The 25,603-nt window shown below is 42.2% G+C and carries 20 protein-coding genes and 5 pseudogenes; 3 read left to right on the top strand and 22 right to left on the bottom strand.

The window, feature by feature from the left end; translation table 11 throughout:
* Nucleotides 1-95: 95 nt before the first annotated feature.
* Nucleotides 96-1,127 carry an extracellular solute-binding protein gene (locus J4N40_RS08690; RefSeq protein WP_017634902.1) on the top strand — a complete coding sequence of 344 codons (1,032 nt, stop codon included), beginning with the start codon at nt 96-98 and terminating at the stop codon, nt 1,125-1,127.
* A 249-nt stretch (nt 1,128-1,376) separates the two neighbouring features.
* Nucleotides 1,377-2,414: an extracellular solute-binding protein gene (locus tag J4N40_RS08695; protein WP_005377521.1), complete on the top strand. Its 1,038-nt coding sequence runs from the start codon at nt 1,377-1,379 to the stop codon at nt 2,412-2,414.
* A gap of 88 nt (nt 2,415-2,502) precedes the next feature.
* Here the strand turns inward: J4N40_RS08695 and cobB are convergent, their stop codons facing one another.
* The gene (gene cobB / locus J4N40_RS08700) at nt 2,503-3,234 is read right to left on the bottom strand and encodes a Sir2 family NAD+-dependent deacetylase (protein WP_005377522.1); all 732 of its coding nucleotides are present in this window, start codon (nt 3,232-3,234) and stop codon (nt 2,503-2,505) included.
* Between the two features lie 118 nt (nt 3,235-3,352).
* On the opposite strand from cobB, the gene J4N40_RS08705 reads away from it, so the two are divergent.
* Entirely contained in the window at nt 3,353-3,526 is a 174-nt protein-coding gene (locus J4N40_RS08705; RefSeq protein ID WP_165401620.1) for a hypothetical protein, read from the top strand.
* A 32-nt stretch (nt 3,527-3,558) separates the two neighbouring features.
* On the opposite strand, the gene J4N40_RS08710 is transcribed toward J4N40_RS08705, so the two are convergent.
* The 21 genes and pseudogenes from J4N40_RS08710 to J4N40_RS08810 all read right to left on the bottom strand — a co-directional run bounded on the left by J4N40_RS08710 (nt 3,559) and on the right by J4N40_RS08810 (nt 25,601).
* On the bottom strand, nt 3,559-4,779 hold the full coding sequence (locus J4N40_RS08710; protein ID WP_115385988.1) for an ammonium transporter: 1,221 nt from the start codon (nt 4,777-4,779) through the stop codon (nt 3,559-3,561).
* 342 nt (nt 4,780-5,121) lie between these two features.
* Complete coding sequence (locus tag J4N40_RS08715) at nt 5,122-6,012, bottom strand: immunity 49 family protein (RefSeq protein WP_025766647.1); 891 nt, start codon at nt 6,010-6,012, stop codon at nt 5,122-5,124.
* Nucleotide 6,013: 1 nt separating this feature from the next.
* Nucleotides 6,014-7,057 (bottom strand): annotated as a pseudogene (locus J4N40_RS08720) (RHS repeat-associated core domain-containing protein); the annotation flags it as partial.
* 88 nt (nt 7,058-7,145) lie between these two features.
* Nucleotides 7,146-7,700: an imm11 family protein gene (locus J4N40_RS08725; RefSeq protein ID WP_033905294.1), complete on the bottom strand. Its 555-nt coding sequence runs from the start codon at nt 7,698-7,700 to the stop codon at nt 7,146-7,148.
* Nucleotides 7,701-8,129: 429 nt separating this feature from the next.
* Nucleotides 8,130-8,387 carry a hypothetical protein gene (locus tag J4N40_RS08730; RefSeq protein WP_128740512.1) on the bottom strand — a complete coding sequence of 86 codons (258 nt, stop codon included), beginning with the start codon at nt 8,385-8,387 and terminating at the stop codon, nt 8,130-8,132.
* Nucleotides 8,388-8,459: 72 nt separating this feature from the next.
* Nucleotides 8,460-9,359, bottom strand: a complete 900-nt coding sequence (locus J4N40_RS08735) for an immunity 49 family protein (RefSeq protein ID WP_064353925.1) — start codon at nt 9,357-9,359, stop codon at nt 8,460-8,462.
* A gap of 159 nt (nt 9,360-9,518) precedes the next feature.
* A complete protein-coding gene (locus tag J4N40_RS08740; protein WP_169644514.1) occupies nt 9,519-9,962 on the bottom strand; it encodes an SMI1/KNR4 family protein in 444 nt (147 codons plus the stop codon).
* 305 nt (nt 9,963-10,267) lie between these two features.
* Nucleotides 10,268-11,167, bottom strand: coding sequence for an immunity 49 family protein (locus tag J4N40_RS08745; protein ID WP_064353923.1), 900 nt, complete (start codon nt 11,165-11,167; stop codon nt 10,268-10,270).
* Between the two features lie 673 nt (nt 11,168-11,840).
* The gene (locus J4N40_RS08750) at nt 11,841-12,059 is read right to left on the bottom strand and encodes a hypothetical protein (RefSeq protein ID WP_033905291.1); all 219 of its coding nucleotides are present in this window, start codon (nt 12,057-12,059) and stop codon (nt 11,841-11,843) included.
* Between the two features lie 196 nt (nt 12,060-12,255).
* A pseudogene (locus J4N40_RS08755) lies at nt 12,256-12,469 on the bottom strand (hypothetical protein); the annotation flags it as partial.
* 63 nt (nt 12,470-12,532) lie between these two features.
* Entirely contained in the window at nt 12,533-13,435 is a 903-nt protein-coding gene (locus J4N40_RS08760; RefSeq protein ID WP_250654188.1) for an immunity 49 family protein, read from the bottom strand.
* 168 nt (nt 13,436-13,603) lie between these two features.
* A complete protein-coding gene (locus J4N40_RS08765; RefSeq protein WP_115385984.1) occupies nt 13,604-14,503 on the bottom strand; it encodes an immunity 49 family protein in 900 nt (299 codons plus the stop codon).
* A gap of 17 nt (nt 14,504-14,520) precedes the next feature.
* Nucleotides 14,521-14,917, bottom strand: a pseudogene (locus tag J4N40_RS24655) (hypothetical protein); the annotation flags it as partial.
* 28 nt (nt 14,918-14,945) lie between these two features.
* Nucleotides 14,946-15,827, bottom strand: coding sequence for an immunity 49 family protein (locus J4N40_RS08775; protein ID WP_115385983.1), 882 nt, complete (start codon nt 15,825-15,827; stop codon nt 14,946-14,948).
* Between the two features lie 67 nt (nt 15,828-15,894).
* Nucleotides 15,895-16,353 (bottom strand): annotated as a pseudogene (locus J4N40_RS08780) (RHS repeat-associated core domain-containing protein); the annotation flags it as partial.
* Between the two features lie 175 nt (nt 16,354-16,528).
* On the bottom strand, nt 16,529-17,419 hold the full coding sequence (locus J4N40_RS08785; protein ID WP_115385982.1) for an immunity 49 family protein: 891 nt from the start codon (nt 17,417-17,419) through the stop codon (nt 16,529-16,531).
* Nucleotide 17,420: 1 nt separating this feature from the next.
* A pseudogene (locus J4N40_RS08790) lies at nt 17,421-18,366 on the bottom strand (RHS repeat-associated core domain-containing protein); the annotation flags it as partial.
* A gap of 66 nt (nt 18,367-18,432) precedes the next feature.
* Nucleotides 18,433-19,335 (bottom strand): immunity 49 family protein, encoded by a 903-nt coding sequence (locus J4N40_RS08795; RefSeq protein ID WP_053350543.1) that lies wholly within the window; start codon nt 19,333-19,335, stop codon nt 18,433-18,435.
* Nucleotides 19,328-23,725: an RHS repeat-associated core domain-containing protein gene (locus J4N40_RS08800; protein WP_115385979.1), complete on the bottom strand. Its 4,398-nt coding sequence runs from the start codon at nt 23,723-23,725 to the stop codon at nt 19,328-19,330. Before J4N40_RS08800 ends, J4N40_RS08795 begins: the two co-directional genes overlap by 8 nt.
* A 423-nt stretch (nt 23,726-24,148) precedes the next feature.
* The gene (locus tag J4N40_RS08805) at nt 24,149-24,565 is read right to left on the bottom strand and encodes a membrane protein (protein ID WP_005377532.1); all 417 of its coding nucleotides are present in this window, start codon (nt 24,563-24,565) and stop codon (nt 24,149-24,151) included.
* Nucleotides 24,549-25,601 (bottom strand): formate dehydrogenase subunit gamma, encoded by a 1,053-nt coding sequence (locus J4N40_RS08810; RefSeq protein WP_115385978.1) that lies wholly within the window; start codon nt 25,599-25,601, stop codon nt 24,549-24,551. Before J4N40_RS08810 ends, J4N40_RS08805 begins: the two co-directional genes overlap by 17 nt.
* Nucleotides 25,602-25,603 lie beyond the last annotated feature (2 nt).

The raw sequence follows: 25,603 nt of genomic DNA on the forward strand, positions 1-25,603 counted from the left end.
ACCTGTTAACATCACGAAACAGAATGGTTACATGCCATTCTGTTTTTCTATCTATCGTCCAAAATTGGACAACGTTTGGTTTGGAGCTAACGTCAATGAAAAAATGGGCTACTCTATTAGCTGGTAGTGCATGTGCGCTTTCTCTGTTCTCTGGTACAGCGACAGCGGATGATAAAGAACTAGTATTTATGAACTGGGGTCCTTACATCAACAGTAATATCCTAGAGCAATTTACTAAAGAAACTGGCATCAAAGTGATCTACTCGACTTACGAGTCGAACGAAACTTTGTATGCAAAGCTAAAAACCCATAACCAAGGTTATGACCTAGTAGTACCTTCAACGTACTTCGTAGCGAAGATGCGTGACGAAGGCATGCTACAAAAGATCGATAAGACTAAGCTGAAAAACTTCGGCAACCTAGATAAAAACTACCTAGACAAGCCTTACGATCCAAGTAACGACTACTCTATCCCACACGTTGTTGCGATTACAGGCCTAGCGGTTAACGCAGACATGTACGATCCAAACGACTTCCAAAGCTGGGCTGACCTATGGAAGCCTGAGCTTGAAGGTCAAGTAATGTTGATGGACGACACTCGTGAAGTGTTCCATATCGCTCTGCGTAAACTTGGCTACTCAGGTAACTCAAAAGACCCTAAGCAAATCGATGAAGCGTACGCTGAGCTACAAAAGTTGATGCCTAACGTTTTAGTTTTCAACTCTGACAACCCTGGCGCACCTTACATGTCTGGTGAAGTGGGCGTCGGTATGCTTTGGAACGGTAGCGCTGCAGCCGCACAAAGTGAAGGCCTGAACCTTAAACTCGTTTTTCCTAAAGAAGGCGGTATCGGCTGGGTTGATAACTTCGCTATCTCTTCCGGTGCGAAGAACGTAGAAGCCGCTCACAAGATGATCGACTTCTTACTGCGCCCAGAAATCGCAGAGCAAATCTCTCGTGATACTGGCTACCTAACGGCGGTTGAGGAATCGAATGCTAAGTTTAAAGACGTTGCCCCACTATTCCCTTCTCAAGAAGACCTTGACCGCGTTGAATGGCAAGATGCGGTTGGTGATCTAACCGTTAAATACGAAGATTACTTCCTCAAGCTGAAAGCGGGACAATAATCTAGCTTGTGTAACAAGTCATCAACCATAGGAAAATAGGCAGCAATACGCTGCCTATTTTTGTCTTAGGCTGATATAATCGCGCGTTGCTAGGTTTATTTGTCTTGGTATCATAGATTTATCGTCTCATAACAAGGAGACAACGATATTCAAGCTAAATGAACATATTTGTGCTTACTGCGATTTGGCTCAACTTGATAACTCCAGCTAGTATTGACTTGTCCAATCGCGAAACAAAACGGAAAACAAATGAAAAGTAAATTCTACGCAAGCGCTCTATGTGCAGCGACGCTCATCGCTACCCCTGCAATGGCTGCTGATCAAGAACTGTATTTCTACAACTGGTCGGAATACATTCCAAACGAAGTTCTTGAAGACTTTACAAAAGAAACCGGAATCAAAGTTATTTACTCTACATACGAATCTAACGAGAGTATGTACGCAAAACTAAAAACTCAAGGTTCTGGTTACGACTTGGTAGTACCGTCTACCTATTTCGTCTCTAAAATGCGTAAAGAAGGCATGCTACAACAGATCGACAAAGAGAAATTATCTCATTTTGCCGATCTTGATACTAACTTCCTAAACAAACCGTTCGATCCGAACAACAACTACTCTATCCCATACATTTGGGGTGCGACCGGTATTGGTATCAATGCTGACATGCTAGACAAGTCATCGGTTTCTAAATGGGATGATTTCTGGGATAGCAAGTGGGAAGGTCAACTAATGCTGATGGATGATTCTCGCGAAGTATTCCACATTGCATTGACTAAGCTTGGTTACTCACCAAACACGACTAACCCAGAAGAAATCAAAGCCGCTTACGAAGAACTGAAAAAGCTAATGCCAAACGTATTAGTATTTAACTCAGACTTTCCTGCAAACCCTTACCTTGCGGGTGAAGTTTCACTAGGCATGCTTTGGAACGGTTCTGCATACATGGCTCGTCAAGAAGGCGCGAACATCGACATCATCTGGCCAGAAAAAGGCACTATCTTCTGGATGGACAGCCTAGCAATTCCAGCTGGTGCGAAGAACGTTGACGCAGCTCATAAGATGATCGATTTCCTACTACGTCCTGAGAACGCAGCTAAGATTGCACTTGAGATTGGTTATCCTACGCCAGTTAAAACGGCACACGATCTGCTACCGAAAGAATTTGCTAATGATCCAAGCATCTTCCCACCACAAGAAGTGATGGACAGCGGTACTTGGCAAGATGAAGTTGGCGAAGCGAGCGTAATGTACGATGAGTACTTCCAAAAGCTAAAAGTGAACAACTAATTCGTTAGTTTTAAAGATATGAAAAAGCGGCTCATGAGCCGCTTTTTTGTTCTTAATGACAAGAAAAAAACTCTTCCTGTTGAAGTTATTACGCTCTTTCTTTTCCTTCTAGAGCCAGTATCTCGTCAACTAATTTTGGAACCTCAACGCTTGCTTTTCCGTAGCGTTTTTCCTCAAATTCACTTTCTACCGCACTAGGTTCTAGGTTAATTTCAATGGTATGTGCGCCGTGCATTTTTGCATCATGAACAAAACCTGCTGCGGGATACACAACGCCAGAAGTCCCAATAGAAATAAACAAATCTGCTTCTTCTAATGACGCGTAGATATCACCCATTCGCAGTGGCATTTCACCAAACCAAACAATATGTGGTCGCATTTGTGAAGGGATCTGACAACAGTGACAAAGCTCGCCGGTCTTAATGTCCTCATTGTGCTCTACTACTTGGTTAGATTCACTACAGCGGGCTTTGAGCAACTCACCATGCATGTGAATCACATTCTGACTGCCGCCTCTTTCGTGAAGGTTGTCTATATTTTGAGTGATGACCGTCACTTTACCTTCTAACTCAGCCTCTAAACGACCCAATGCTTCATGCGCTGCATTAGGCTTTATCGCATTATCTTGAAGTTTCTTGCGGCGTTGGTTGTAAAAATCTTGAACAAGGTCCGGATCGCGAGCAAACCCTTCAGGCGTTGCTACATCTTCGATACGGTGATTCTCCCATAGGCCATCTTGCGCACGAAATGTTTGAATACCAGATTCGGCCGAGATACCTGCACCAGTAAGTACTACAATATTTCTATAAGGGAAATTCATAACTCATCCTTGCTGTTTTTTCATTAGCTTAACACTGAAAGAATAGCAACAGTAGTAATATGGATTAGACCATAGTCGTAATGGTCACTATTAGAATTACAATTTAAGAGGAACAGCAATGAGACAAGTATCTCTAGCGTTTATATTGCTTATGACTTTGGCAGGCTGTCAACTTACCAATGTTGAAGGCGAAGTCGATGATGTAAAGGTAAGAGTCAGCACCAATGATGATGACCATCGAGGTAATGGTAATTTCTGTCCTCCTGGCCAAGCCAAGAAAGGCAATTGCTAAAAGAGCGGCTTTATGCCGCTCCCATATTGGCCTCAATCCTCGTTGGTCGAAGATATTTTATGAATGGCTAGGTCAGCGCCATTGAATTCGTCTTCTTCTGAAAGCCTTAGTCCCATACTGGTATTAATCGCGCCGTAGACTGCAAGTGCCCCAAGCACAGCGATGGAAAGGCCCAAAAGCGTTCCTAGAAGCTGAACGATAATGCTCACGCCACCTAGCCCACCCAATGCGCTTTGACCAAAAATCCCAGCGGCAATACCACCCCAAGCGCCACATACACCGTGTAAAGGCCAGACACCTAGCACATCATCAATCTTGGTTTTGTTTTGTAGGTGGGTAAAAAGATAAACAAATAGCACGCCAGCAATCGCACCTGTTACTAAAGCACCGATAGGATGCATTAAGTCTGAGCCCGCACATACAGCAACCAAGCCAGCTAGTGGGCCGTTATGAATAAAGCCAGGGTCATTCTTACCAGCCAACAGTGACGCGACAATGCCCCCGACCATTGCCATCAATGAGTTCATAGCCACCAAGCCACTTATGCCTGACACAGTTTGAGCTGACATGACGTTGAAGCCAAACCACCCCACACATAAGATCCAAGCTCCCAAAGCCAAAAACGGAATATTCGAAGGTGCAAAGTTGGTATGCTTTCCTGCTCGAACTCTGCCTTTTCTCATGCCCAAAAACACAACGGCAACCAGCGCTATCCAGCCGCCAACACCATGTACAACGACTGAACCTGCAAAATCGTGGAAGTCATAACCAAAGGTATTTTCAAACCAAGCTTGAACACCAAAGTTTCCGTTCCAGATCATTCCCTCAAATAACGGGTATACGATGCCGACAGTGAAAAATGTTGCGATAAGAATCGGATAAAAACGAGCTCGCTCTGCGATACCACCAGAAACAATAGCAGGAATCGCTGCAGCGAAGGTCAGCAAGAAAAAGAACTTCACCAACTCGTAACCATTGCCTTGAGATAATGTCTCTGCATCAGCAAAGAAGGTGCCGCCATAAGCGACCCAGTATCCAATGAAAAAATACGCAATGGCGGAAATACCGAAATCGGCCAAGATTTTAACTAAAGCATTAACTTGGTTCTTTTGGCGCACGGTTCCTACTTCAAGAAAAGCAAAACCAGCATGCATCAAAAAGACCATGATTGCGCCAAGTAGTAAGAAAAGTGTGTCGGAACTTTGCGTGAGAGTTTGTACAGCGCCGTGTACCTGATTGGCAGTTACACTCATTATGATTGTCTCCGTTGATCTGTAGCGCACTTATCCTGTGCATCAAAGTTAGGCTCATCACCAATTTGGTGAACTTAGTTTATAGAGCGTCTAACAGAGCAATTCTCATTCCATAATTTACATTTCTAACACTTACACTTTAATTTATTGTTTTGTATGAACTTTAATAAAATTATGCATTCTTGAAATGGTGCTTAACACGCTAATAAATGCACCAATGTGGTTTTAGTGCACCAACATAATGCGCACCATACAGCTCAACAAGCAGCAAACTCCCCACCATAAACATAAAAGCCACCTCATGAGAGGTGGCTTTTATACTGAATGGCTAACTAAAGGAGTTTATCGAGTGATCTTCCCTGCTTTTACTTCTTCTAGCCAACGCCCCTCGACGAGATAAGGAGGAAGCCAACCAGTTTCAACTGATAAACGGTTGCCTTTGTCGTACCACATACAGGCCATGCCAAGAAGAGGGAAAGATATGAAAGTTTCTATAGAAATCAAGTCCTCTGGCTTATCGAGCCTCATTTGGTATTGCTCTTGGAACTGTAGGTTCTTAATGAGTACCTCTTCAAAGTCATAACCGATGTCAGTTGTCAGGGCAGCAAAAGTTTCCAAAATACCCATGGCGATTTCTAACGCCCAATCATCACCCTGAGCAACTGCCGCGTCCATCGCGGCCACCAGTTTATCAGGGTAGTCTGCTGTACGTTGATGGAACGACTGAATTACGTCTACTAACATATAAGACAGCTCACCCGCTTTGGTAGAGCTCTGTCTCATCAAAGAAGTTGGAAAGTTCGCCAATGCGTCTAAACTTGGCCTGTCACGCACAATTGTCGATATGAAATACATATCAATCCATCTATTAGGATTTATGCACCCCGTTTTTAAAATACCCTCCCCGTCCCACTTTACTTCAGGATAGTCGAGAATCTTTATAGTTAGTTCATCATTGGGATTCATAGCAAGTCTATGATAACAAGCACCCATCAATGAAGTTTCGTAAAGACGTAATGTACAAATTTGTTCGTCTTCATGTGAAGTTTGAAACCATGTATACCAGCGAACCTGGTCAATGGCAAAATCACCAAAACTAACCAAGTTTTCTCGCCTGATTTTAAGACCTTCTTTGCGCTGATCTAATATCTTATTGATGAATTCTTTCTCAGAAGAAACTCCACTTTCACTCAACTCAGGATTTGCTTTGCGTTCTACAACTTTACTTTGCATTTTAAATTAGTCCTTTGGAATCAATTTTAAACTCTGCCGCATCTACTATTACGTCTGAGGCATTTCCACTTTCAGGGATGCTTGTTTGAGTATGTATATATCGAATAGGTATGCCGAACGAAGCTGCATGTTGAATTTTTCTTGCTGCTATTTTTTCAGTCGTTCCTTCTTTATTTTTCGACATTAGCCTGGTGATTTCTGCAGTGTATTCCGTTGTCCCTTGCTGATATGCCATATTTCCAATCTTGCGGCTGCCCAGCGGGCTGCTCCCCCCTTTGGCCTCAACAATTATAATTTCACCTGGTGGCGGCTCTTCCACCTCGTAAACCATATCAAAATCGCCCGGCTTCGAAATTGAGGTTCCAATATCTTTGGGATGAAGCAGCTTAGCATTAGGACGTTTACTCCGGACAAAGTCATCCGCGGCCAACTCACCTATTTTTGCAGACTGTTGGTTAATATTACCAATTTGAGCGTTATATCCCTCTTCGCCAGATCGAGCGTCCATTGCCTCTTGACGCTCTTTCAAGCATTCATCAATTTTTGCTTTGTTTCTTTCTGTTAGCTCATAATCACTCGTATTGAGTTCAGAGTTTTCTTTATACTCTGCTTTATTTAGCACAAGATCTTCAGTAAAGATCGTGCAACCTTCTTCCCCGCCAACTTTCTCTGAGTCAAAAACATGCGCATTGACAAACTCCTCAATCCCAACAACATACTGCACTTCGTGTCGGCTGCCATCTGAATGATTGATATGACGATAAAAAGTAATCTCGTTTCTTTCGCAATCAATATGGTCTAAATCGTATTCATATCGAATATGATTTTTACCTTTGGGTTTTCGGATTTTGACTTGCGAGCGAACGCCATCTTCTCCGACGGATGATTCTTTTGCTGCCTCTAAAATCTGATCGCAAACCTCTTGGGGGACATCGCTTTGCGCCTGATACTCTGCCTACATTTGACCCAAGCGTTTTAGCCCTTCTTCACACAAGAAGCCTGTTGGGTCAATCCACTGGATAGGATTGACTGCATATTGGTAATGCCACTATTGACAGTTCAACTAACAAGCTCCCAATCATAAATATAAAAGCCACCTCGTAAGAGATGGCTAAAAAAATACCCGAGGAGCTCTAAAAAGGACGCCATTCACTTTCTGACTTAAATACCACTCCTGAAAAATCTTTGTTCTCGATTAATTCAGCCAGTTTTTCATCGACACATAATAACCACTCGATAGCATCCAGTTGAAATATAGTTTTCTGCATTTCAATATCTTTCTTAAGGACAACTCGATCAATTGAATCAACCTCTCCATCAAACTCACTAAATATTGAATGATTTCTATCCAGTAAATCGCAAATCGCAAGAACATTTAAAAAATAGTATTCACCAAAACTTTTACCTTGGTAATTAACCTCAATCGGTAGGAATTCAACTTCACTCGTTTGTGTGTGCTTAGAAATTAAATCAGATAACCGTCGACTCACGATTAATAAAGGACCACTAAGAAAACTATCCGCAGGCTTGTCATCTGATATGACATCAATAGTAACTTTTGGCCATTTGTCTCCTAGGGCAACGCCTCCCGTCAGATTCAATCCTATTAATACACTAGACTGCGTTACTTTGCCTTGAGTAAAATCGGAGTCTCTATCTACCTTGTTGGTCCAAATTTTAAGTGTCATTACTACTTCCTACTTTTCCATTGCGGATCATCCAATTGCGATCGAGCTTCATTCTTTTCCAGAGCATTCCTAATGTTACTTTCTGTTTTTCCAATTTCATCTACAAAAATCATATCATCGATCAAACCACGACCATACTTAGTTTACAACGCTCTCATTTCTCGTCGAACTAAAGCACCTGAGAACCTTGGTGCCTTGCACTTAGATGTCTACCCACGTGTCAGGGAAGGCCTATTTCGACAGATGTTTTAATATTAGTTGGAAGTGCAATCCCATTTGCACCTCTGTTAATGTTGTAATCAAGTTCGGTAGCTCTATGCATGACCGGATATTCCTGAGCAATATTGATACTAATTTGGTGATTTCCAGCATGGTTTTCAGGTAACCCGCCAACTATTTCGTTATTTAACTTGAGCCCACAACCTCTTCTTAAAGAACCGCCATAATAATTCGCAACACTCCCCTCCTTTGAGTTTTATTTAAGGGGATGATTTGGACAATTTCCTCTATACCTACAACATATTGAACTTTGCGTTTACTACCATCTGAATGATTGATATAACGATGAAAAGTAACTTCGTTCTTCTCGCAATCAATATGGTCTAAATCGTATTCATATCGAATATGATTTTTAACTTTGGGTTTTCTGATAATGCCACGAATGATTGGTCGTTCGGCAAACAACAAACTCCCCACCATAAATATAAAGCCATTTCAAGAGAAAGATGGCTTATAGACTGAATTGCTAACTAAAGGGTGTTATTGAGTGATCTTCCCTGCTTTTACATCTTCTAGCCAACGTCCTTCAACAAGATAGGGTGGAAGCCAACCGGTTTCAACAGATAGACGGTTGCCTCTGTCGTACCACATGCAAGCCATGCCAAGCAGAGGGAAATTAATGAACGTGCGGAGCCCTATTCTATCTGGCCCTAATTCTCTAAGATGATATTTCTCTTGGAACTGTAGGTTTTTAACGAGCACTTCCTCAAAATCATAACCAATATTAGTAGTGAGCGCTGCGAAGGTTTCTAGGATCCCCATCGCAATTTCCAACGCCCAATTATCCCCTTGAGCTACCGCTGCGTCCATTGCTGCAACCAGCTTATTAGGATAATCCGATGTGCGGTTGTGGAACGACTGAATGACGTCTACTAGCATATAAGACAGCTCACCCGCTTTGGTAGAGCTCTGTCTCATCAAAGAAATCGAAAAGTTCGCTAACACATCCATGCTAGCTTTGTCACGAACGATGACAGAGGTAAAATACGCATCTAGCCACATTGAGGGGCAAATGAAGCCTGTTTTTAAAATACCTTCGCCTTTCCATGTTACTTCTGGATAATCAGGTAATTTAATGCTTTGAGGCTCGCTTGGCTTGATGGCAAGTTGATGGTAAAAAGCACGCATCAATGATGATTCATATAGACATAGCGTGCCGATTCTCTCATCATCGTCTAATGGAGGTAACCATGTATACAGACGGAGCTGATAAGAAATACCATCGCTCAAGTAAACCAAGTTTTCTCTTTTTATAGATATGCGCCTTTTCCTTTTGTCTAAACTCTCTTTTATTTCTTCTCGATAAGCTTCTCTTTCAAAATCACTTAGTTCAACATGAGCTACTCGTTCAACCTTTTTTACCTCTGAGCTATCAACCACTTCTGAACTCTCCTATATCTATATCAAACTCTTTTGCTTTGAACTTGGAAACCTTACCGCTAGAGGGTATTTCTGCTTGTGTATGTAATTTCAGTTGGTGCCTCGTAAATCATATCAAAGTCGCCTGGCTTCGAAATTGAGGCTCTATGTAACAACAGTTCAAAGGCTGAGCATATATTCCAAAAATGCCTCAAATGTTGTCCATGATTGGGCTTCTTTACCAAACAATTCATCTATGAAAAGGGCTACTTGCCCCGATCTTTCTGATTCATTTGAAAATAAAAAGTAGTAGCCACCTCCGGCATAGCGCTCTAATACGCAACCGTTTTGTGGTATTTTCTCAAAATCACTCGGTATCTCATCCTCGCGAAGTTCAAGAGTGCGCTCAACTGTAAGATAGTCCTCATCTTCAGAGTATCCATAAATCGTATGACCAAACCACTCAACGTAACCATATTTTCTTAGAAAAACTTTATATGGCTCCGGAAAGGATAATCCTAGCTGATTTTCCATTTCATGAATTGATACGTCATTCAACTCTCCAAAGCACTCAAACCCTTCTTTTTCGGTGAATTGATCGAGCATTACGTCTAAGCTTCTCATATTTAAAACTCTATTTTTGATATATATTTTGCCTTCATCGTACCAGTGCAATCGCTTATTGTACTTCTGATGAGGCTTGGAATTCATTACCCTGAAGTTATTGAACGAGTTATCCCCTTTCCGAAATAAAAGAGGTCTTATGGTGAATGATTAAATCCGTCGAGAAGTCTTCCTGATTTAATCATTTTGAACAACTGCTTTGAAGTAAAACGCTTCGCTGCCTCTTTTGTAATCGCGTAACAACGAACCCCTCACCATAAACTTATAAGCCACCTCGTAAAAGATGGCTTATAAGTAAAGAGAATTTATCTAGTGATCTTCCCTGCTTTTACATCTTCTAGCCAACGTCCTTCAACAAGATAGGGTGGAAGCCAACCGGTTTCAATAGATAGACGGTTGCCTTTGTCGTACCACATACATGCCATGCCAAGCAGAGGGAAGTTGATAAAAGTTCTGATGCCTATCCTATCTGGTCCCAATTCTCGAAGATGATATTTCTCTTGGAACTGTAGGTTTTTAACGAGCACTTCCTCAAAATCATAACCAATATTAGTAGTGAGCGCTGCGAAGGTTTCTAGGATCCCCATCGCAATTTCCAACGCCCAGTTATCCCCTTGAGCTACCGCCGCGTCCATTGCTGCAACCAGCTTATCTGGGTAGTCCGATGTGCGGTTGTGGAACGACTGAATGACGTCTACTAGCATATAAGATAACTCGCCCGCTTTGGTAGAACTCTGTCTCATCAAAGAAATAGGAAAGTTTGCCAATACGTCCATGCTAGCTTTGTCACGCACAATCACCGAAGTAAAATAAGCATCTAACCATCGATTAGGGTGTAAACATCCAGTTTTCAAAATACCTTCGCCTTTCCATGTCACTTCTGGATAATCAGGTAATTTAACGCTTTGAGGTTCATTTGGTTTAATGGCAAGTTGATGGTAAAAAGCACGCATCAATGATGCCTCATAAAGGCAAAGCGTTCCGATTTGTTCAGTTTCTATTGAAGATGGAAAGCAACTATACCACCTCACTTGTTCTGAAACGTCGTCGCTAAGAGCGACTAAGTTCTCCCTGCGGATTGCTATTAGCTCTTTGCGCTCATCTAAATCTTCATTGATATACATTTGGTAGTCAGCGACATCATTTGGTGTCAATTGAGGTTCCGCCTTTCTCCTCATGCTAACTTTCTTTTTATTATCAGACATTTAATCCAGTCCTAATTCTACGTTAAATTCTTTTACATTAACTGAAGAAACCTCTCCAGCATCAGAAATAGCCGCTGCGGTGTGAATATATCTAACAGGAGTTTTTTTTCTCAATGCTTTTTATACTTCTGGCCGCTTTCTATTCGGTTGTATCTTTGTCCTTTTGAGCCATTAGATCAGTAATTGCAGTTGCATATTCAGTTGTCCCTTGCTGATATGCCATATTTCCAACCTTACGGCTGTCTAGTGGGCTAATACCTCTTAACGTCTACGAGAATAATTTCCCTGGGTTTTGGGTTCTTCTACAAGGTAGGCCATACCGTAGTCTCCTGGTTGTAAGAAAACACGCCATTATTTTTTAGGGGACAACTCCTAGTTAAGTGACATACCGTTGAGTCTTAGCCATAAAATGCCATGTGTCACGAAACATGAACGCCAAAAATAGAGATCTAACCTATTTTTTCCAGTACCCTCTAGATGCTCGCTCTGGGATTACCAGATTCCAAACAGATTTACTGCCTATAGATTCGTAAAACTCGGCGGCCCCGATCTCTTTAGTGGACGGCTGAAACCAATGAGGTTGAGGCACTTTTTTAGAATTCCATTAGAAACTGCCATAGCAATTGCTGTTTCACAGCACTCAACGTCGGTCAAGCCTTTGAAGGGGCCCTCCTTATATAAAATAAGTTTTTTCCGAGCCACTATATTGAGCAATTACAGACGTAACTGCCTTTCTATCACCATTATTTATTTTCAAAGTAAGCCCTGACTTTCCTAGCAAGGCTTTTAAATCGCACTCATTATTAGTAACCCACTTTTTAAGAGCCATATCATTAATAATGTTATCTCTGAAATTTATGAGTATAGTCACAAGATCATCTTCAAAATTCATTTTATCCTCAACTTTGTAATGGGATAACCTAGCTATCGTCCCAACTTTTAGTTTCTCCTAGAAATTGATTAACTCCACCTTCACCGACTGCTGGGTAAAAATCGCTCGTAGGCTCCCATCCAACGCTTAATGCCCCCAAAAAGGGCGAGATACCGTTAGTTTTATTAATTCATTGACTGGAATTTTGACTAGAGCTTCTGATATGTTTTTTACCTTTTGGCTTTCGGATTTTGACTTGCGAGAGAACGCCATCTTCTCCGACGGATGACTCTTTTGCTGCCTCTAAAATCTGATCGCAAACCTCTTGGGGGAAAGTTATTTTGTGCCTGATACTCTGCCAACATTTGCTGTAAGCGTTTTTCACAGAGGAAACCTGTTGAGTCAATCCACTAGATGGAGTTGATTGAATATCGGTAAACATATAATCCACCTCGTGAAAGGTGGATTATTTACTGAATTGCTAACTAAAGGATTTATCGAGTGATCTTCCCTGCTTTTACATCTTCTAACCAATGTCCTTCGACGAGATAAGGAGGAAGCCAACTGGTTTCAATAGATAGACGGTTGCCTTTGTCATACCACATACATGCCATACCAAGCAGAGGGAAAGATATGAAGGTTTCTATAGAAATTAAGCCCTCTGGCTTATCGAGCCTCATTTGGTATTGCTCTTGGAACTGTAGGTTCTTAATGAGTACTTCTTCAAAGTCATAACCGATGTCAGTTGTCAGGGCCGCAAAAGTTTCCAAAATACCCATGGCGATTTCTAATGCCCAATCATCACCCTGAGAAACTGCCGCGTCCATCGCGGCCACCAGTTTATCAGGGTAGTCCGACGTGCGGTTATGGAACGACTGAATGACATCTACTAGCATATAAGACAGCTCACCCGCTTTGGTAGAGCTCTGTCTCATCAAAGAAACCGGAAAGTTCGCCAATACATCCATGCTAGGTTTATCACGCACAATCACCGAAGTAAAATAAGCATCAAGCCACATTGAAGGACAAATCAAGCCTGTTTTAAAAATACCTTCACCATCCCATGTCACTTCTGGATAGCCGAGTATCTGGATACTTAATTCTTCATTGGGATTCATAGCAAGTTGATGATAACAGGCTCCCATTAAAGAAGTTTCGTAAAGACGTAATGTACAAATTTGTTCGTCTTCATGCGTAGTTTGAAACCAGGTATACCAGCGAGCCTGGTCGATGGCAAAATCACCAAGACTAACCAAGTTTTCTCGCCTGACCTTAAGACCTTCTTTTCTGTTATCTAAAACCCGGTTTATAAAATTTTTTTTACTCACAATGGCTTGTGTGTCAAGTTCAGGATTTGCTTTGCGCTCTACAATCTTGATCGATTCTTTACTTTGCATTTTGACTTAATCCTTTTGAATCAATTTTAAACTCTACTACTTCTACTACTACGTCTGAGGGCTTCAAGCTATTCGAGTAAAAGGGCTTAGGTATCTTTAAAAAGGACACATAATGCCAAGTGTAACGCAACAAAACGTCAGAAATGATGACCTAGCTCCCTTTGAATCTTAGCGAATTATATTTCCGGCTTTTACATCCTCTAACCAACACCCTTCGACGAGATATGGAGGAAGCCAACCAGTTTCGACAGATAAACGGTTGCCTTTGTCGTACCACATACAAGCCATGCCAAGCAGAGGGAAGTTAATAAAAGTGCGGATGCCTGTCCTATCTGGTCCTAATTCTCGAAGATGATATTTTTCTTGGAATTGTAGGTTTTTGACTAGCACTTCCTCAAAGTCATAACCAATGTTAGTAGTGAGCGCTGCGAAGGTCTCTAGGATCCCCATCGCAATTTCCGACGCCCAGTTATCCCCTTGAGCTACCGCTGCGTCCATTGCTGCAACCAGCTTATCAGGATAATCCGATGTGCGATTGTGGAACGACTGAATGACGTCTATTAGCATATAAGACAGCTCACCCGCTTTGGTTGAGCTCTGTCTCATCAAAGAAATCGGAAAGTTCGCCAATACATCCATGCTGGGTTTATCACGAACGATGACAGAGGTAAAATACGCATCTAGCCACATTGAAGGACAAATGAAACCTGTTTTTAAAATACCTTCGCCTTTCCATGTTACTTCAGGATAGTCGAGGATCTTTATGGTTAATTTATCATTGGGATGCATTGCAAGGCTATGATAACAAGCACTCATCAACGAAGTTTCATAAAGGCGTAATGTACAAATTTTTTCGTCTTCACATGAAGCTTGATACCACGTAAACCAGCGCACTTGCTCGAATGCATAATCTCCAAAGCTAATCAAGTTCTCTCGCCTAATTTTGAGCCCTTCTTTTCTTTTATCTAAGATTCGATTGATATAATCTTTCTCAGAAGCAATGCTATTATCATCTAACCTGGGCCTTGCTGTACGCTCTATAATTTTGGCTGGCTTTTTACCTTGCATTGTTGAACTAACCCTTCTTAATCAATTTTAAACTCAGCTATTCCTAGTTTTATATCTGATGCATCTCTGATTTTTTTCGCAGCTATTTTTTCTGTCGTTTCATCTTCGTTTTCAGACATTAGCTTAGTGATTTCTTCAGCATATTTGCTAGACCCTTGCTGATACGCTTCGTTTCCAATCTTACGGCTGCCCATAGGGCAGCTACCCCCCTTTGGCCTCAACAATTATAATTTCACCTGGTGGCGGCTCTTCCACCTCGTAAACCATATCAAAATCGCCCGGCTTCGAAATTGAGGTTCCAATATCTTTGGGATGAAGCAGCTCAGCATTAGGACGTTTACTCCGAACAAAGTCATCCGCGGCTAACTCACCAATTTTTGCAGATTGCTGATTAATCTTGGCGATTTGAACGTTATTATACTGAATTGCTAACTAAAGGGTTTTATCGTGTGATCTTCCCTGCTTTTACTTCTTCTAACCAACACCCTTCGACGAGATGTGGAGGAAGCCAACCAGTTTCGACAGATAAACGGTTGCCTTTGTCGTACCACATACAAGCCATGCCAAGCAGAGGGAAGTTAATAAAAGTGCGGATGCCTGTCCTATCTGGTCCTAATTCTCGAAGATGATATTTTTCTTGGAATTGTAGGTTTTTGACTAGCACTTCCTCAAAGTCATAACCAATGTTAGTAGTGAGCGCTGCGAAGGTCTCTAGGATCCCCATCGCAATTTCCGACGCCCAGTTATCCCCTTGAGCTACCGCTGCGTCCATTGCTGCAACCAGCTTATCAGGATAATCCGATGTGCGATTGTGGAACGACTGAATGACGTCTACTAGCATATAAGACAGCTCACCCGCTTTGGTTGAGCTCTGTCTCATCAAAGAAATCGGAAAGTTCGCCAATACATCCATGCTGGGTTTATCACGAACGATGACAGAGGTAAAATACGCATCTAGCCACATTGAAGGACAAATGAAACCTGTTTTTAAAATACCTTCGCCTTTCCAAGTTATTTCAGGATGATCAGGTACCTTAACCGTCAAAGGGCTTTCAGGTTTTTGAGCTAGTCGATGATAGCTAGCTTGCATTATCGAGGCTTCAAATAGACGCAGCGTTCCTATTCGGTCATTTAGTTCAGACACTGGAAACAAAGTATATAACCTAACTTGCTCCCAAACCCCGTCTGTTAGATATATCAAGTTTTCGCGCTTTATTGTGATACGATGTTTTCTTTTCTCTAAGTTTTTTTCTATTTGTTTTGTATAGTAATTAAGTTCCTCAGTATTCAACTCGTAGGCTGCTTTTCTATTTATCTTTTTCATACTAACTTTACTTCCCTTAACCTAATTCTTCGAGGCTAATATCAAACTCTTTTACATTCACTTTAGATACGCCATCTGAAGCATCAATTTCTGTTGTACCAGCTTTTTGTTCAGACATTAATTTAACGATTTCCGCCGCATATTTGCTTGTCCCTTGCTAATATGCTTCATTGCCAATTTTACGACTGCCGAGCGGCCTGCTGCCACCCTTAGCCTCGACGATGATGATTTCTTCAGTATCATCTGAGAGGTACACCATATTGAAATCACCTGGTTTCGATCCCTAAGTTGCAAGGTCTTTGGGATGGCTCAACTTAGCATTAGGGCGTATATTCCGAATAAAGTCATCCGCGACCAACTCACCAATTTTTGCAGACTGCTGGTTAATATTACCAATTTGAGCGTGATATCCCTCTTTGCTAGCTCGAGCGTCCATTGCCTCTTGACGCTCTTTCAAGCATTCATCAATTTTTGCTTTGTTTCTTTCTGTTAGCTCATAATCACTCGTATTGAGTTCAGACTTTTTTATACTATGCCAGTATTGGCTGCCCCAAACCTGTTGGGTCAATCCACTGGATATGGTGGACTGCATATTGGTAATGCCACCAATGATGGAGCGTTCAACAAACAACAAGCTCCCCACCTCAAACGTAAAAGCCACCCCATGAGAGATGGCTTGTATATTGATTTGCTAAAGGAGTTTATCGAATGATCTTCCCTGCTTTTACATCTTCTAGCCAACGTCCTTCGACGAGATAAGCTGGAAGCCAACCAGTTTCAACTGACAAACGGTTGCCTTTGTCGTACCACATACAGGCCATGCCAAGAAGAGGGAAAGATATGAAAGTTTCTATAGAAATCAAGTCCTCTGGCTTATCGAGCCTCATTTGGTATTTCTCTTGGAAATGTAGGTTTTTAACGAGCACTTCCTCAAAATCATAACCAATATTAGTAGTGAGCGCTGCGAAGGTTTCTAGGACCCCCATCGCAATTTCCAACGCCCAGTTATCCCCTTGAGCTACCGCTGCGTCCATTGCTGCAACCAGCTTATCAGGATAATCCGATGTGCGATTGTGGAACGACTGAATGACGTCTACTAGCATATAAGACAGCTCACCCGCTTTGGTAGAGCTCTGTCTCATCAAAGAAATCGGAAAGTTCGCCAATACGTCTAAACTTAGCCTGTCACGCACAACTGTCGATATGAAATACATATCAATCCATCTATTAGGATTTATGCACCCCGTTTTTAAAATACCTTCCCCGTCCCACTTTACTTCAGGATAGTCGAGAATCTTTATAGTTAATTCACCATTGGGATTCCTAGCAAGTCGATGATAACAAGCGCCCATTAGAGAAGTTTCGTAAAGACGTAATGTACAAATTTGTTCGTCTTCATGCGAGGTTTGAAACCAGGTATACCAGCGAACCTGGTCAATGGCGAAATCACCAAGACTGACCAGGTTTTCCCGCCTGATTTTAAGACCCTCTTTTCGCTGATCTAGTATCTTATTGATAAATTCTTTCTCAGAAGAAACTCCACTTTCACTCAACTCAGGGTTTGCTTTGCGTTCTACAACTTTACTTTGCATTTTAACTTAGTCCTTTGGAATCAATTTTAAATTCTGACACTTCTACTTTTACATCTGAGACATTCCCACCTTCAGGGATGTTTGCTTGAGTATGTATATATCGAATAGGTATACCGAACGAAGCTGCATGTTGAATTTTTCTTGCTGTTATTTTTTCAGTCGTCCCTTCCTTTTTTTCAGACATTAGGTTGGTGATTTCTGCAGTGTATTCCGTTGTCCCTTGCTGATATGCCATATTTCCAATTTTTCTACTACCCAAAGGACTGCTCCCCCCTTTGGCCTCAACAATGATAATTTCACCTGGTGGTGGCTCTTCCATCTCGTAAACCATATCAAAGTCGCCCGGCTTCGAAATTGAGGTTCCAATATCTTTGGGATGAAGCAGCTTAGCATTAGGACGTTTACTCCGGACAAAGTCATCCGCGGCTAACTCACCAATTTTTGCAGACTGTTGGTTAATATTGCCAATTTGAGCGTTATATCCCTCTTCGCCAGTTCGAGCGTCCATTGCCTCTTGACGCTCTTTCAAGCATTCATCAATTTTTGCTTTGTTTTTTTCTGTTAGCTCATAATCACTCATATTGAGTTCTAAGTTTTCTTTATACTCTGCTTTATTCAGCACAAGATCTTCAGTGAAGATCGTGCAACCTTTCTCCCCACCAACTTTCTCAGAGTCAAAAACATGCGCATTGACAAACTCCTCAATCCCAACAACATACTGCACTTCGTGTCTGGTGCCATCTGAATGATTAATATGACGATAAAAAGTAATCTCGTTTCTCTCGCAATCGATATGGTCTAAATCGTATTCATATCGGATATGATTTTTAGCTTTTGGGGAACGTTATTTGCGCCAGATACTCAGCCAGCATTTTCTGCAAGCGTTTTAGCCCTTCTTCACAAAGAAAACCTGTTGGGTCAATCCACTGGATGGGGTTGATTGAATATCGGTAAACATATAAGCCACCTCGTGAAAGGTGGCTTATATACTGAATTTCTATATAAATGATAATTTATCGTGTGATCTTCCCTACTTTTACATCTTCTAGCCAACGCCCTTCAACGAGATAAGGAGGAAGCCAACCGGTTTCAACAGATAAACAGTTACCTTTGTCGTACCACATACAAGCCATGCCAAGCAGAGGGAAAGAGATGAAGGTTTCGATTGAAATCAATTTTTTAGGAGCATCCAAGCGCATTTGATATTGCTCCTGGAACTGCAGGTTCTTAATGAGTACCTCTTCAAAGTCATAATCAATATCGGTTGTCAGGGCGGCAAAGGTTTCTAAAATGCCCATGGCGATTTCTAATGCCCAGTCATCACCCTGAGCAACTGCAGCGTCCATTGCTGCGACTAGCTTATCGGGGTAATCCGATGTGCGGTTGTGGAATGACTGAATCACATCCACCAGCATGTAAGAAAGCTCACCAGCCTTCGTAGAACTTTGTTTCATCAGAGAAATCGGAAAGCTCGCCAATACGTCCATACTTGGCCTGTCACGCACGATCACCGAAGTGAAATAAGCATCAAGCCATCGGTTAGGGTGTAAACACCCCGTTTTTAAAATACCTTCACCTTTCCAGGTTACTTCCGGGTATCCAGGTAATTGAATACTTTGAGGCTCGTCAGGTCTCATGGCGAGCTGATGATAAAATGCACGCATTAATGATGCTTCATATAGACATAGTGTGCCGGTTCTCTCATCATCATTTAATGGAGGTAGCCATGTATACAGGCGAATTTGCTCAGACACATCATCACTCAAATAAACCAAGTTTTCTCTTTTTATCGCAATGCGCCTTTTTCGTTTATCTAAGTTCTCTTTTACTTCTTCTCTGTAAGCATCTATTGCCGCTTGAGTTAGACTAATATGAGCCAATCGCTCAATCTTTTTTAATTCCTTGGCATCAAACATTTCCAAATTCTCCCATGTCTATATCAAATTCTTTCGCTTTAATTTTCGAGACTTTACCATCTGAAGATATTTCTGCTTGTGTATGAATATAACGAATCGGAATATCATCTTTGATAGCGGATTTGATGTGATTTGCAGCAATCTTTTCCGTTGTACCTTGTTCTTGCTTAGACATCTCACCAATAATTGCTGCTGTATATTCAGTTGTCCCTTGCTGATATGCCATATTTCCAATTTTACGACTGCCGAGCGGGCTGCTGCCACCCTTAGCCTCGACGATGATGATTTCTTCAGGATCATCTGAGAGGTACACCATATCGAAATCACCTGGTTTCGATCCCGAAGTTGCAAGGTCTTTGGGATGGATCAACTTAGCATTAGGGCGTATATTCCGAACAAAGTCATCCGCGACCAACTCACCAATTTTTGCTGACTGCTGGTTAATTTTAGCAATTTGGGCGTTATGCCCTTCTTCGCCGCTACGCGCATCCATTGCCTTTTGACGTTCTGCTAAACACTTATCAACCTTTTGTTTGCATTCTTCAGAAAGTTTGTATTTCTCATCCTCATCCTTATTATTGAATTCGAATTCTGAGTTATCCTTGTAATCCGCTTTATTCAGCACTAGGTCCTCGGTGAAGATGGTGCAGGTCTTATCGCCACCGACCTTCTCTGAATCAAACACGTGAGCATTAACAAACTCTTCTATCCCGACTACGTACTGCACTTCATGTTTGCTTCCGTCAGAATGATTAATGTGGCGATAAAAAGTAATCTCGTTCTTCTCGCAATCAATATGGTCTAAATCGTATTCATATCGAATATTGTTTTTACCATTGGGTTTTCGGATTTTGACTTGCGAGCGAACGCCACCTTCTCCGACAGATGACTCTTTTGCTGCTTCTAAAATCTGATCGCAAACCTCTTGGGGAACATCGCTTTGCGCCTGATACTCAGTCAGCATTTGCTGTAAGCGTTTTAGCCCTTCTTCACAAAGGAAACCTGTTGGGTCAATCCACTGGATAGGATTGACTGCATATTGGTAATGGTTAATGCCACCAGCAATAGATATCGGGTCTTGTTGGATAAAACGTCCTAGCTTAGGGTCGTAATACCGAGCGAGGTTGTAGTGTAAGTTGGTTTCTTGATCGAAATACTGTCCTTGAAAACGCAATGGATTTACTACTTTTTCAATATGTACATGAGCAAAGCCGTTAGCATCGTAGCTGGCACTCCATACAACATTCCCTTCGCAATCGATTAGTCGCTCTGGTTTACCAACTTGATCGCACTGGTACCAATAAATAACGTCATTTTCTAGCAGTGCCACTGGCGTGTAAGTTTCGGGTTGATATAGGTACCAACGGAAAGCACCTGAAGAGCGTTCACCAATTAAACGTTCACCTTCCCACAGGAACTCCTTAACGCCTTTTTGTGTAATTTTTTTCGTTCTGCGCCCTAATGCATCATATTCATATTGACTGATACCATCGTCGGTGTGAACTTCAATGAGCTGATTTAACGCATCAAATACGCGAGTCTGAACGTGTCCTTGCCCCTCACGTTTTGTCTGGTTTCCTTGCGCGTCATATTTGAACCGTACATCATCGTGTACTTCAATACGATCAGCGAATACATCTGAAGTTGGCAAAGTAGGATTGCCAAAACTATCGTATTCAAATTTAGTCACATCTCCGGAAGCATTGACTCGTTTAAGTTGCCCTAAGGTATCGTACTGATAGTGCGTTGCTCCTGCCGTATTATCAATGATTGATGAAATACGGTTTTGTGCGTTGTAAACGTACTTTTTCTCTCTATCTGGCCAATGCTGTTCAACCAAACGACCAACACCATCATAAATGATGCGCTCATTAAAATATGCCGTTTCAATTTGGGAAACTCGTCCCATTTCATCGTAATGAAATTTGATTTGAGGTAAATCTAGGTTTCCAAACCGAATCGCTGAAAAACGCCCATATCGATCGTAAGAGAAGTTCAGTTCCGTATTATCTGGCAGTACCTGAGATACGCGTTGGCCAACTCTGTTAAACTCCTGCGCTATCTCAAACTGGCCTTGAATGCGCTTTGTTAAATGCCCAAATGAAGAGTATTGGTATTGCAATGTTTGATGGCGATTGGATGCTAAAGTAAGTCGCCCACCAAGCGTATAATTGAAGTGGTTCTCTACAATACTGCTACCATTTCCTGCTTTGACGTGCATGAGATAACCCGCAGCGTCATAGCGATACAGCACCGTTCTATCGGCGACTTGCTTACGATGGAGCCGCCCCATATGATCATAATCAAATTGGCTTTGTAGATTATCAAACCCAATAGTTCCTGATAGCTGGCCTTCATCGTCATACAGGAATTCGAACTCTAAGCCGTCACTCCGAACTAATTTAGTCAGGTTACGTTGTTGATCGTATTCGTAAGAAATATGGCTGCCATCGGGAAAGATGACTGCTTCTTGTTGCGCGAGTGCTCCCCATTGATACGAGGTAATGCCTGCTGGCGTCCGAATCTGAGCAACACGACTGTGCTCATCGTAAGAATATTCTTCGCTATAACCGACTTTGTCTTCGTCGTTAAAATAACGAACTGATGTACGCCTGCCAAATTGATCATAAGCGAGTTGAGCAATACACCCATCGGGATAAGCAACGCCATTCACTAAATCTTCTTCATTGTAGCTGTAACGAAGTAATGTACCGTCTATTTCATTCGCGATAAGTCTTTGTTGTTCATCCCACCACCATTGACTTTTCTTACCATCTTCAGACTCTTTTTTGACGACTTGCCCGTGTTTATCGTAATCATATTCCGTGACACAGCCAAACTGGTCGGTATCCCAAACTCTTTGACCGAGGCTATTGTAGTAAGCCTTCTCGATATCCCCATCTGGCGAAACCGTTTTAACTAACTTACCTAAGCCGTCATAGCCATATTGAATTTCTTTGCCAGAGGAATGAAACTTAGAAACCAATTGACCATGCTGATTATATTGATAATTGACCGTTGACTGATCAGGATAGATAGCTTGTGCTTTTCTTCCTAATTCATCATATTGCCATCGCCAAGTTTTACCTGTGGGGCTTATTTTCTCGAGTAAGTTACCCTGCTCGTCATGCAAGAAAGACCATTGATGATCTAACGAGTCAGAATAAGAAGAGTGATTTCCCTGATAATGGAAGCGATAGTCATAAATTCCTGCGTCCCCAACGTTCCTGATGCATTTCGCGTTAGCACCTTCGCCATCCCATTCAAAATAATGAGTAAAGCCAGTTGGTCGTACACGCTTAACAATTAAATGGCCGCGGTATTGATACTGTTCCTTTAAGCCTAAATGATTAGTTGCACTGACCAAATCATCGTGCTCATCATAGGTATAAGTTGTCAGAACTTTTTGGGACTTTGCATTAAGCAGTTCTACAAGGCGTCCTTGCTTATCATATTGACATTCAAGAACCGGACGCTTGTTATATGCGATCTCGATCAATCGATGGTTTCGAGAATACTGCAATTGAAACGTTGAAAACGTGCCATTTCTAACTTGTTTAACAAGCCAGCGATCATCTTTTTGCTCAAACCGATATTGATGCCCATTAGCGAGCGTTACAATCCGAGTTGTTGAGCTCAGGAAATAACAGCTCGCACCAGCGTATATTTGATAACTTGTTGCTCCAATATCTACTGGCTCAAATTCTGTGATATCGGCCTTATCGTCAACAAACTCCCAAGCGATAACATTGTCTTTCTCGTTCGTCTTTTCGCGTAATTCAAACTGAAATGCATGTCGCCAACCAAAGCCCATTCCATGATTTACATCCGACTGCGAAGAGCGGTAAGTACGCTGCCAAGTAGTACCTTGTTGTAGCTCGATATCATAGAGTTCGAGAATTTCTTCACCCGTCACAAGTGATACAGGATCACCGGCTTTCTCATGTTTTTCGCTGCTTTGTTGCTGAGGCTTGGCGGATGCGGCACTTCTGCCACTCTTTTTATTCGACTTCCCCTTTCCCTTCGATGGTTTTGCATTGACGGTATTTTGAGTCGGTGGAGGCGTAACCGCCGACGAGAGTGCGTAGTTTTCGCCGGTAGGTACAATTCGAGCGACATGCAAGTCACCGTTCACCAAAGCATTGGCAAACGTTGAATTATAGTGTTGGGAAGTAAGCTCACCGTCAGGTATGTTTGGCTTGAATTGACCAATCGCATAGAACAAATCCTCGACATAGCGAAGGTCAAGCTCACCAAAGCTCTCAAGAAACTCTATTGCCTCTTGTTTGGTCACGAATGTTTTAGGTTCGCCGCTAGTAAGTAACTGACCAGAGAAGTGATAACTTTCGCCAAAGCGATTCGTGATAGGAATGACGAATTGAGGGATCATAGCCGTAACGTGTTTGTCCTTTTCTTACCTTGCCGCATCATTTAATGCTCGTTTCGCTCTTTTTATTTGTGAGAGCAAGATGCCTTAATCAAACATCCTCCGATAGAGATTCCTCTGTATGCGTAGACTGAATGTATTGATGGCAATTTTCACGTATGCAACTCTTTGAATTTCTGAGCGCAGCGTACTTTAACGGGACGATGAATCCTGAGTAAATGAACAATAGCGTGAGTGAGACTAATGTCTCATCGTGACGCGATTTTTTTACATGTTTCTTACTTAACTATGATTTTCTGCCCAGTTACGTAAATTCACTCAATAAGTTGCATCAAGTATCACCACTGCGACTCAACGCTTCATATTTGAGACAAAACAGCAACAAAAAAACCGCCTATTACGGCGGTTTTGCTTAAAGAATACTGATTAAAGGTTTGGACCTGTCGATGGTCTGTGTGGTTGGTTATTGAGCAGTTGCTGCATCCCTTGAAACATTCGCATAAACCACACCAAGATGGCTAATGCAGCAAACACCATCCCTACCCAAGGAATAAAGTAAGCGATGGTTTCAAGCAAAGTACTATGCAACCAATAATCACTCACGCCAACGAGTACACCGTTAGAAGTCGCGACGGTGACGATCAACACAACAAAAAACGTCAGGTAGAGAAAGAAGGTGCGAATTAAACCGTAGTAATGAGAAATCACTACGTCGCTGTCTTCTCCCTTATCTAATCGGTAACCCGCATAGATAATTGCGATAACGCCTGAGATCAGAAACGTAAACGGGGTCAGACAGCTCAGGATGTACGCAACCCAAATCCCGTTATGAGGTTTGTTCATTCGCTTTCGCTCCTTTTACTTCCGTTTGTGCCGTATCTGTTTCACCCATCGCTTCTTTGGACTTCACTTCCTCATACCAAAGATCGTGATGCTCTTTCGCCCATGTTTCATCAACTTCACCTGTCACCATGCCTTCTAGCGCACCTTCCATACCGAATAGACCAATATAGATGTGGAAGATAAAGCCACAGATTAGAATCAGCGCCGAAATCGCATGAATTAAGTTAGAAAGCTCCATGTCGCGGCGAGTTTGGCCAAAGATAGGAAAGTCCAGAACTAAGCCACTCACTGCCGCGATAGCACCAAAGAAGATTAACAACCAATAGATTGCCTTCTCACCACCGTTTGAGAAACCAGCTGACGGATGTGTGCCTTTGTGTTTACCAACCATGCCGCCCATTTTCATAAACCAACGAACATCTGTCATGTTTGGAATCGACTTGCGCCACCATTTAAAGAGCACGAGCATCAGTAAAATGAAGAACAATGGTCCCATGTAATTGTGGTACTGCTTCGCCAACATGACGATAAAGCCCCAGAACTCAGTAGGAACGTACGGTTTTAAGAAGTGCTTACCGTAAACCAGCATCAAACCACTGAATGCCAGCGTTAAGAATGTAAACGCCATACTCCAGTGAAGCGCGCGGTCTAAACGAGACCAACGCTTCATCTTTTTACCAGTACGCGGCTTGCTAAGCATCAAAGGACCAACGAATACGTAAGCCATGATAACCATCGCGATACTGCCGAAAATCGCGACAGCACCAGCAGGAGACATCCATTTCTCTTTTAGAATGTACCAAGTCTCACCAGGTTTACTGATCAATACGCCATGTTCTGGCGATTGGGACGTGGTGTAGCCTTCTTGCCCCTCTCTGACTTCGCGCCAATAGTCTGCCCCGGCGAGTTGCGTGATCTCCTGTTGAATAACTTTAGAAGATTGTTCCTCTCCTGAAGCAGGCATTGCGAAAGTCAGCAGCAATGCCGTCATCATTGACAGCATTGCTAGAGATGCACGTTTAAGCGTGTTTAACATGT

Origin of the sequence: Vibrio sp. SCSIO 43097, from assembly GCF_023650755.1 — a bacterium.
In the GTDB taxonomy this organism is placed as follows: domain Bacteria; phylum Pseudomonadota; class Gammaproteobacteria; order Enterobacterales; family Vibrionaceae; genus Vibrio; species Vibrio alginolyticus.

Bases quoted from the DNA above. Each gene is read 5' to 3' on its own strand.
- J4N40_RS08690 (WP_017634902.1), top strand. From the start codon at position 96: ATGAAAAAATGGGCTACTCTATTAGCTGGTAGTGCATGTGCGCTTTCT.
- J4N40_RS08695 (WP_005377521.1), top strand. From the start codon at position 1,377: ATGAAAAGTAAATTCTACGCAAGCGCTCTATGTGCAGCGACGCTCATC.
- cobB (WP_005377522.1), bottom strand. From the start codon at position 3,234: ATGAATTTCCCTTATAGAAATATTGTAGTACTTACTGGTGCAGGTATC.
- J4N40_RS08705 (WP_165401620.1), top strand. From the start codon at position 3,353: ATGAGACAAGTATCTCTAGCGTTTATATTGCTTATGACTTTGGCAGGC.
- J4N40_RS08710 (WP_115385988.1), bottom strand. From the start codon at position 4,779: ATGAGTGTAACTGCCAATCAGGTACACGGCGCTGTACAAACTCTCACG.
- J4N40_RS08715 (WP_025766647.1), bottom strand. From the start codon at position 6,012: ATGCAAAGTAAAGTTGTAGAACGCAAAGCAAATCCTGAGTTGAGTGAA.
- J4N40_RS08725 (WP_033905294.1), bottom strand. From the start codon at position 7,700: ATGACACTTAAAATTTGGACCAACAAGGTAGATAGAGACTCCGATTTT.
- J4N40_RS08740 (WP_169644514.1), bottom strand. From the start codon at position 9,962: ATGAGAAGCTTAGACGTAATGCTCGATCAATTCACCGAAAAAGAAGGG.
- J4N40_RS08745 (WP_064353923.1), bottom strand. From the start codon at position 11,167: ATGTCTGATAATAAAAAGAAAGTTAGCATGAGGAGAAAGGCGGAACCT.
- J4N40_RS08750 (WP_033905291.1), bottom strand. From the start codon at position 12,059: ATGAATTTTGAAGATGATCTTGTGACTATACTCATAAATTTCAGAGAT.
- J4N40_RS08760 (WP_250654188.1), bottom strand. From the start codon at position 13,435: ATGCAAAGTAAAGAATCGATCAAGATTGTAGAGCGCAAAGCAAATCCT.
- J4N40_RS08765 (WP_115385984.1), bottom strand. From the start codon at position 14,503: ATGCAAGGTAAAAAGCCAGCCAAAATTATAGAGCGTACAGCAAGGCCC.
- J4N40_RS08775 (WP_115385983.1), bottom strand. From the start codon at position 15,827: ATGAAAAAGATAAATAGAAAAGCAGCCTACGAGTTGAATACTGAGGAA.
- J4N40_RS08785 (WP_115385982.1), bottom strand. From the start codon at position 17,419: ATGCAAAGTAAAGTTGTAGAACGCAAAGCAAACCCTGAGTTGAGTGAA.
- J4N40_RS08795 (WP_053350543.1), bottom strand. From the start codon at position 19,335: ATGTTTGATGCCAAGGAATTAAAAAAGATTGAGCGATTGGCTCATATT.
- J4N40_RS08800 (WP_115385979.1), bottom strand. From the start codon at position 23,725: ATGATCCCTCAATTCGTCATTCCTATCACGAATCGCTTTGGCGAAAGT.
- J4N40_RS08805 (WP_005377532.1), bottom strand. From the start codon at position 24,565: ATGAACAAACCTCATAACGGGATTTGGGTTGCGTACATCCTGAGCTGT.
- J4N40_RS08810 (WP_115385978.1), bottom strand. From the start codon at position 25,601: ATGTTAAACACGCTTAAACGTGCATCTCTAGCAATGCTGTCAATGATG.